Source organism: Aquabacterium sp., assembly GCF_004297345.1.
In the GTDB taxonomy this organism is placed as follows: Bacteria; Pseudomonadota; Gammaproteobacteria; order Burkholderiales; family Burkholderiaceae_C; genus Aquabacterium.
In genome coordinates this window covers 1-8,706 of sequence record NZ_SCTN01000417.1, presented here as the reverse complement: position 1 = coordinate 8,706, position 8,706 = coordinate 1, and the positions used below count along the sequence as shown (strand labels likewise).

General features: G+C 60.4%; 6 protein-coding genes. 5 read left to right on the top strand and 1 reads right to left on the bottom strand.

Going from position 1 to position 8,706, the window contains the following annotated elements:
• From EPO09_RS16160 to EPO09_RS16150, 3 genes are all read left to right on the top strand, one after another.
• The coding region (locus EPO09_RS16160; protein WP_290644438.1) for an alkaline phosphatase at positions 1–968 on the top strand (968 nt) is incomplete at its 5' end.
• 239 nt (positions 969–1,207) lie between these two features.
• Positions 1,208–1,360, top strand: a complete 153-nt coding sequence (locus EPO09_RS16155) for a hypothetical protein (RefSeq protein WP_290644436.1) — start codon at positions 1,208–1,210, stop codon at positions 1,358–1,360.
• A gap of 118 nt (positions 1,361–1,478) precedes the next feature.
• A complete protein-coding gene (locus EPO09_RS16150; RefSeq protein WP_290644434.1) occupies positions 1,479–6,218 on the top strand; it encodes a calcium-binding protein in 4,740 nt (1,579 codons plus the stop codon).
• A 72-nt stretch (positions 6,219–6,290) separates the two neighbouring features.
• Here the strand turns inward: EPO09_RS16150 and EPO09_RS16145 are convergent, their stop codons facing one another.
• A complete protein-coding gene (locus tag EPO09_RS16145; protein WP_290644423.1) occupies positions 6,291–6,848 on the bottom strand; it encodes an HNH endonuclease in 558 nt (185 codons plus the stop codon).
• A gap of 320 nt (positions 6,849–7,168) precedes the next feature.
• Between EPO09_RS16145 and EPO09_RS16140 the strand changes: the two genes are divergently transcribed.
• Together EPO09_RS16140 and EPO09_RS16135 are read left to right on the top strand one after the other, a co-directional pair.
• Positions 7,169–7,864 carry a TetR/AcrR family transcriptional regulator gene (locus tag EPO09_RS16140; RefSeq protein WP_290644440.1) on the top strand — a complete coding sequence of 232 codons (696 nt, stop codon included), beginning with the start codon at positions 7,169–7,171 and terminating at the stop codon, positions 7,862–7,864.
• A gap of 73 nt (positions 7,865–7,937) precedes the next feature.
• Positions 7,938–8,706, top strand: a 769-nt coding sequence (locus tag EPO09_RS16135; RefSeq protein ID WP_290644421.1) for an acyl-CoA dehydrogenase N-terminal domain-containing protein, incomplete at its 3' end; no start/stop codon positions are given.

The following is an 8,706-nucleotide window of genomic DNA, read 5'->3' as shown; positions in this document are numbered from 1 at the left end:
CTGATGAAGAGTCGCATTACACGCTGGGCGACTACCGGGCCCATCACGCCAGCTACAAACTGGACCCCGACTTGAAGGCCTGTCACGCGGCGCATCCCTGGCTGCTGGTCTGGGATGACCACGAGGTGGCCAACGACTATGCCGGGGACACGAACCCCGACCTGTCGGATCAGCAGGCGTTTTTGCGCGTTCGTGCCGCGGCGTACCAGGCTTATTTCGAGCACCTGCCCGTCTCGCCAACGCGCGCGCCGGTCGGTGCTGCCATGCGCATGCATGATCGGTATGAGTGGGGGCAACTGGCCGAGATCTGGACGATAGACGGACGTCAGTTCAGGGATGCCCATGTCTGCTCCGGTATCCATGCACCCGCCAGCGGCAAGGCTTTGTGGCATTGCCAGGCCGCAGAGGCGCCCGAGCGGACCTTGATGGGCTACGACCAGGAGAACTGGCTTGCAGACGGGCTGGCCTCCAGTGAGCGCGCCTGGAAGCTGATCGCCCAACCCACCCAGATTGCGCCTGGCGTGCTCAACACGACCGCGGGGCCGCTGTTGTATGCCGATGGTTGGGATGCCTATCCGGCTGCACGTGAGCGCCTCATGGGGGCCATTGCACAACCGCGTGTGCCTGACGTCGTCTGCCTCAGTGGTGATGTGCACCGACACGTGGCGGCCAATCTGCGACTCAACCCGCTTGATCGCACCTCGCCCATTGTGGCCAGCGAGTTTGTCACCACGTCCCTTTCCAGCAAGGGTCTCAGCGAGTTCCTGTCCGGCATGATCCAGCGCAGTAACCCTGACTTGCTGCACGTTCGTGGAGACGAGCGTGGTTATGCGCTGCTGGACGTCTCGCCTCGACAACTGTCCTGCGAGTTTCGAGGAACACCCCACCCGGCAAGGCCAGATTCGCGATTGCGAACCCAGGCCAGGTTTGTCGTGGATCGGGGCGTGCCAGGGCCTCGCAAGGTCTAGCTTGCGTTCCAGCCAAGTCAAGTCTTGTAACACTTGATTCGGGGGCTGCGGGCAAACGATGACCATTGGCGCATCGTTCTGCGGCTAACGTCGTCCCAAGGGCGAAAAGCGCCCCAAAGAAAAGAAATATTGCAGGAGGCGTAGTCGTGCTTGGCATGGCGCTTGACCCCAGGGTCGTGCGCCAGCCTTCTGCGTGTTTCGATGACGACATACATCAAAACGCATCAGGAGGATTTCCCATGTCAACCATTGACACCGCCAACATATTTGCTTTTGGCCCAGGCGCTGGATGCGCTCACCCTGATCAGGGGTCCTTCCGTGTGGAGGGGGGCGCGGGCGGCAACACGACGCTGGCCAGCATCACCAGGCTGATTGCCCGTAGCTGGGCTTGACGCGCATGGTGAGGGCAGGCGCTCTGCGCCATGCCCCCTGAGTTCACGTTGCGACAGGCTTCATCTAGAACCTGGTCGTGCGCAAATTCATCAATCGGATACGGAGTGGAGGAACGTCATGACAACCATCGATAGCACCAATGCTTACAGCTTCGGGCCGGGCTCTGGCCGAGTGAGTTTCGTCGTTAGCGACGGCAAGAACACCATTCAATTGGCACCAGGGCTCACTCCTGACGACATCGTCGTTGAATCGTGGCCCATCACGACCGTCACACCGCCTTACGGCAATCAGTATGGGATGTGGACCTGGGGTGTGCGAATCAAAGGCAGCAGCGACGTATTCATGGCTGGCGGGACGTCGTTTTTCGGTGCTGCGCCAATGCCGCTCGATTCGCTGGCCGGGATTCAGAACATCCAGTTTGCAAACGGTACTGTCTGGTCTGCAGATCAAATCCTGGGCTTCTTGCGAGACCCCGCTCATGCACAAGCACAAGTTCAAGGGAGCAGCAATGCCGATCTGATCGTTGGTGATGGCCGGTCCCATGAGATGTATGGCTTTGGCGGCAACGACACCATGATCGGCAGTGCCGCTGACGAGACGTTCATTGGTGGTGATGGCACGAATCAGTATCAGCTTGCGGCAGGCTTTGGTCATGACACCGTGAAGTCTGCCTGGCAATCCGATGACATCGTGCTGGGCGCAGGTATCTCCTCAAATACGATGAAGATCACACGGCATGGTCAGGACGCCTTCATCAGTTGGTCCGACAGCAGCGACACGCTCACACTGAGCAACCTGGGGCAGGTCGGCTCCACCATCAATGGCGCGACTGGGGCACTTCGCTTCGCTGATGGAAGCAGCTTGAGCTTTGCCGACCTGTTTGTGCGCTGTTTTCAGCAAGGCACGGCAGGGGCCGACGTGCTGACGGGCAGCGCGGGGGCGCAAACTTTGCAGGGCGGTGCGGGCAACGACTACATCACAGGGCAACTGGGAGGCGACAGCCTGTATGGCGGGGCCGGTGATGACACGCTGATGATGAACGATGGCACCGACTTTGCGGATGGCGGGGCGGGTAACGACGTCCTTGACGGCCGATTCAACCGCAACGCTGCGCAGAACTTGACCATCCGCTTCGGGCGGGGGAGCGGGCACGATGTGATTCGTGCGCAATATCCGGTCACCGGGGTGACCAACGTGGCGTTCGATGCGGACGTCAAATCGACCGATGTGTCTTTCTGGAATTTGACCCCCGGTTTTTCGGTGGGAGACGTGCTGGTTCGCATTAATGACAGCGGGGACACCTTGCTCCTTTCCGGTGTGCCGATCACAGCGGATGCCGGCTTTGGTGCATTGCCGCTGACACTGAGCTTTGGCAACGGTGTTGTGATCAGTGATGCAGACATCATTTCCGGCAAGGTGACGTTGACGCCCGTTGGAGCGGGCGTCAACGTGCTGGGAACCGCGGGGTCGGACACCTTGATGGCCAGTGCCGCTGACGACACGCTCACAGGCGGAGGCGGCTCCGACACCTTCCAGATCGTCAGCCCTGTGGGCGAGCATCGCATCGACCTGACCGGAGCGGCAGCTAACACGACCCAGACCATCGTCATCAAGGGTGCTGTCAACCTGGACGATCTGCGCATCACGCAGGACAGCATCAATGTGCCGGGTGGTGCGTTCAAGCTGGATTGGGGTAGTGGCAGTGCGCTGATTTACGGTTGGGATACCTCGCAAACCTTGCCCAATTTGCGCCTTCAGTTTGACTCGGGCGTAGTCTGGACGCAGGCCGATGTCAGTGCCCGCATGTTGCAAGGCACGACGGGTGACGACACCTTGCTCAGCACATCCAGAGCAGACACCTACTACCTGTCTCCGGGACAGGGCAACGACACCATCGCCCAATTCCGCAACGGCGCTGGTTCTGGTGGGGACGACGTGATCGTGCTGTCGACCCACAACGTGTCCTTCCGCATGGTTCATCAAGATTTGTCGTATTCAGGGCGTGGCGGCTATTACGTCAATGACGTACAAGACCGGGTCGAGATCACCTTCAATGACACAGGCGAGCATGTCGGCGTGTTTGACCGCGAGGCGGTGCCGTACTCCTCCACGCAGTACGCCTATCCCAACGACTTCCTGAAGACCGACAACGTGGTCATTCGTTTTGCGGATGGCGGCAGCCTCACGGGCAAACAGCTGGCGATGCAAATTGCCTCGCAACAGGCACCCTCGCTGGTGGGGACCTTCTTTGACGACACGCTGGTCGGCACGACGGGCAACGACACCTTCCAGGGTGGGCAGGGCGACGACACCTTGGTCTTGAGTCGCAAAGGCATCCCCTCTGGTGACGATGTCGTGGTCTTCAATTTGGGTGACGGCCGCGACACGATCCAGTCGGACGAATTGGCCAACTACACCTTGCGTTTGGGGGCTGGCATCACACCTGACAGCCTCTACTTCAATTCCAAGGGCTGGTCGATCAGTGGTGTAGCCGATCAGATCGACGGTCTGGCGCCGAATCGGGTTGAGTTTGCCGATGGCACGGTTTGGACCAGCGCTGATATCGATTCGATCATGCGCCAATGGCACGACGGCCAACGCGTATTCTTGGGTACGGGCGGTGCAGACGAGATGATCGGGCGCCCTGGTGCTGACTCGTTGAAGGGTGGGCTGGGCAATGACACGCTGTATTGCACAGACAGCAGCGATACGGTAGAGGGCGGCGGCGGGGACGATCTCCTGGTGATGCCCTTGCAGACGCAGAGCGGAGGAACGGTCGTCTTCAACCGAGGTGATGGGCACGATACGGTCAATGGCGGCGGGTTTGACGTTCGGCTAGGCCAGGGCATTTCGACCAAAGATGTCCAGGTCAGTGCCGCGCTTCAGGATGGCACCACGTACACCAAGGTGACGGCGGTGTCGCTGGGGAACGGGGACGCGATTGACTGGACCAACGAGCCAAATCAACTGGTATTTGCCGACGGCACCCGCTGGGGGCGCGCGGAGATGCTGGCCAAGGCCATGCAGGGCACGTCCGGCAATGACCGCATAGGCGGGACGGATGGTGCCGATCAGATAACCGGGCAAGCCGGTGACGACAGCATCTTTGGCAACGCGGGCAATGACACCATTGATGGTGGCGCAGGCAATGACACCATTGATGCCGGTGTGGGGGTTGACACCATCTTGTTTGGCCGCGGCGATGGCCAGGACCGCCTGACCGTGGGTGATACCGACACACTGGCGTTCAAGTCGGGTGTGGCCGCTTCGGATGTGGTGTACAGACACGCCGCTGATGGCACCGTGCATGCCGGCATCGTTGGGACTTTGGATGACGTCACGCTGCTCTCCAGCGACAAGCTGGCGGGCTTGACGATCAAGTACGCTGACGGCACCAGCATCACAGGGGCGGCAGCGATCAGCAAGGCCGCGCCCAATCTGTTCATCTCATCGGCCGACGTGTCGACCAGCACCGTGGCTGGCGGCGCTGGCGACGATTGGCTGGACTTCCGCAACGCTTATCCGGGGGCCAGCCTCAGCGGCGGCGGTGGGCGCGATGTGCTGCAGGGCTCGTTCTATGCCGACAGCATGGACGGCGGTGCAGGCAACGACATCCTCATGGGTGGAGGCGGGTACGACACTTTGGTGGGCGGCGCAGGTAGCGATCGCTTCATTGTGCAAAGAGGCCAGGTCGGGGCCTTGATCAAGGCTGACGGCACCGATGTGATTGAACTGGGCGATGGGCTTTCTGCCGATCAGGTCAAGGTCGTGCGTCAGGGGACGGCGGCGGATGACCGCGCGGTGGTGTTCTTCGGGGCTGATGCGGTGCCCGATACGGATGTCATCCTCGATAAATTCAGTCAGCTGGGTGCCCTGACGCTCAAGTTCAGTGATGGTCGTACCTTGACGGGGGCCCAGCTGTTGGGGCAGGAGGTCAATAGCTTGCCGATCAGTGTGAATCCTGCTTCCACCATGTCTACCGGCTCAGATGCCAACGACGTGATCACGGGTGGGGCTGGTAACGACATGATCTGGGGCGGCCTGGGCGACGATACCTTGATTGGTGGCGCAGGCAGCAATGAATACCGTATTGATGCCAACAGCGGGCGCGATGTCATTCATGCTGGGGCTCAGGACACGCTGACCTTGCCTTTCGACATGGTGGCCTCAGACCTGATCGTGGGCAAATGGGATGCGGCGCACCCTAATCAACTGGTGCTTGGATTCAAAGGCAAAACGGATACCGTCACGATTGACAACATCAACGATGCATTGACCATGCGCATCAACGCAGGGACGACCGCCTACAGCGGGGCGGATTTGCTGGCCTTGGCGAAGAAGCCTGCTGACCTGACCCTGACAGGCACCAGCGGCAAGGATGTGCTGTCAGGCAAGGACGGTAACGACACGCTCAGCGGCCTGGCTGGCAATGACACCTTGGCAGGTGGCAAGGGCGATGACCTGCTCAACGGCGGCAAGGGCAACGATACCTATCTGTTCTCTGCAGGGGATGGGCACGACACCATCGTGGACAACGACAGCACGTGGCTCAACAGCGATCTGCTCAAGATCACGGCCGCCAAGTCCAATCAGCTGTGGCTGAGCCGCAGTGGCAACAACCTGGATGTCAGTGTGATTGGCACCAAGGATCAGGTCACCATCCAGGACTGGTTCCTCGGCTCGTCGCACTACGTCGAGAAGATCACGGCAAGCGATGGCAAGAGCCTGAGTGCCAGCAAGGTGCAGGGCCTGGTCAATGCCATGGCCAGCTTTGCGCCGCCAGCGCAGGGGCAGACGACCTTGCCAGGTAACACGCCAGCCACGATCACCAAACTGATCCCCAGCAGTTGGGCTTGATGCTCACTGGTCCCTGACCAGTGGTGTTGCAGAGAAACGGGGCCATGTGCCCCGTTTTTGATCGCGGCGAGATCAGGATCGCAGCCGGCTGTGTGCCGGCACGCTGGCCAGCAGGAACTCCATCTGATCGGCCACGATGCGCCGCCCACGCAGAATCATGTCTTCGTGCAGGCTGGGTACGTAAGGCAGGTAATACAGCGACCAGGCCAGCTCATGCAGCGTGCGGTTGCCCTTGCGGCCATTGCAGTTGCGGCAGGCCGTGATGCAGTTCATCCAGGTGTCGTGCCCGCCACGTGAGGTGGGCACGATGTGCTCGCGCGTCAGGTGATCGAGATGGAAGTGGTGGCCGCAGTAGGCGCAGACCTGGCGGTCGCGCACAAACAACTTGGGGTTGGACAAAGCCGGTTCATGCCGCCAGGCTCGGCTGGGGACCGCACCGTGCACGGCCACAATGGGATGCAGTTCCAGCCGGGACTGGACCCCCGTTTTGCGCTGGATGCCTCCGCGCAGAACGATGAAGGGATTCCCCAGCGTCCACGCAATATCGTCATTCGCATACAAGGCCGCCGCTTCCTTGGCTGACAGCCAAGCCTGCGGACGGCCTGACACGTCGAGCTGTAGCACGTCCATACACCCTCCAAAAGGCGATGATGCAAACAGGATAGTGCAGCTTGTGTGACTTTCTCAAGCATTTGGGCATGCGTTTGACGCATCACATGGGCCGTAGCGGTGTGAGGTCACAACACCCGAGGGTGCACCCCTAGGCCGTATGGCTTCAAATGGCGCGCTTGACGCAAGTTGGCGCGTAATGCGGGAAATGCCACAAAAAAAAGTTTTGGGAAGCGCACACAGTCGTCATCTTTTTTTGCAAAATAGCACGACCGTTCGTTTTATTCCGAGGAATGCCCTTGTCCGATTTGCTCCCCCACGACGCCAAGCCCGCCCATGAGGTGGTGCGCGAGCGTGGGCGCGGGGCACACAAGGGCCAGCAAACCCGAGCCACTATCCTGGAAGCCGCGTTGAACCTGGCATCCCAGATGGGTATCGAAGGTTTGTCGATTGGCGCCCTGGCTGAAGTCACGGGCATGAGCAAGTCGGGCGTGTTCGCCCACTTCGGCTCTCGTGAAGAACTGCAGATTTCCGTCATCCGGGAGTATCACGAGCGCTTTGAAGAGGAAGTCTTCATGCCCGCCATTCGGCAGCCTCGCGGCTTGCCCCGTCTGCGTGCATTGTTTGACAACTGGGTGGCCAAGGTGGCCACGGAAATCGATTCCGGTTGCATTTACATCAGCGGTGCGGTTGAATTCGACGACCGTCCGGGCCCCGTGCGCGATGCGCTGGCCGGGATGGTGGTGACCTGGCACGGTTCGCTCGTGCGTGCAATCAAGATGGCCGTCGAAATGGGCCACCTGCGCGCTGACACCGATCCGATGCAGATGCAGTTTGAAATCCATGGCCTGATCCTGTCGCTTCATCATGACGCGCGCTTTTTGCGCTCGCCGGATGCGATTGATCGGGCTCGTACAGCGTTCGAGCGCGTGCTCCAGTTCTATGCACTGGGGGCGCCGGTAACGTTGCCTGGACAGGCCTCGCCTTCGGGTGCGGCCACCGTCGGGGGGGCGAAAGCGCCTCTGACACCTGTTTGACCCCCCTGTCGCCTGGCTTTCAAGATCAGGTTTTCTTGTTTAACGTGCTTTTTTAAGACCGAGGAGCTTCACGATGCCTTCCTACAATCCCCCACTGCGCGACATGCAATTCGTGATGCATGAACTGCTGGGCGCTGTTGACGAACTCAAGCAGATCCCTGCTTACGCTGATCTGGACGAAGACACCGTCAACGCCGTGCTGGAAGAAGGTGGCAAGTTCGCCTCCAAGGTGCTGGCTCCCCTGAACCTGGTTGGCGACGCCCAAGGTTGCGTGCTGAACAAGGAAACCCACGAAGTCAAGACACCTGATGGCTTCAAGGACGCTTACAAGCAGTACACCGAAAACGGCTGGTCCGGCCTGAGCGCCGATCCAGAGTGGGGCGGTCAAGGCATGCCTCAGCTGGTCAACCAGGCCATCTATGAAATGAACAACTCGGCCAACCAGGCCTGGACGATGTACCCTGGCCTGAGCCACGGTGCACACGCCGCCCTGGAAGCCCACGGTACCGACGCTCAAAAGAAGCTGTACCTGCCCAAGCTGACCTCCGGCGAGTGGACCGGCACCATGTGCCTGACTGAACCCCATTGCGGCACCGACCTGGGCCTGCTGCGCACCAAGGCCGAGCCACAAGCTGACGGCACTTACAAGATCACCGGCGCCAAGATCTTCATCTCGGCTGGTGAACACGACATGGCCGAGAACATCGTCCACCTGGTGCTGGCTCGCCTGCCTGATGCACCTGCTGGTTCGAAGGGCATCTCCCTGTTCGTCGTGCCCAAGTTCAACGTGAACGCCGACGGTTCGCTGGGTTCGCGCAACGGCATCTTCTGTGCCGGCCTGG

Bases quoted from the DNA above. Each gene is read 5' to 3' on its own strand.
- EPO09_RS16145 (WP_290644423.1), bottom strand. From the start codon at position 6,848: ATGGACGTGCTACAGCTCGACGTGTCAGGCCGTCCGCAGGCTTGGCTG.
- EPO09_RS16155 (WP_290644436.1), top strand. From the start codon at position 1,208: ATGTCAACCATTGACACCGCCAACATATTTGCTTTTGGCCCAGGCGCT.
- EPO09_RS16150 (WP_290644434.1), top strand. From the start codon at position 1,479: ATGACAACCATCGATAGCACCAATGCTTACAGCTTCGGGCCGGGCTCT.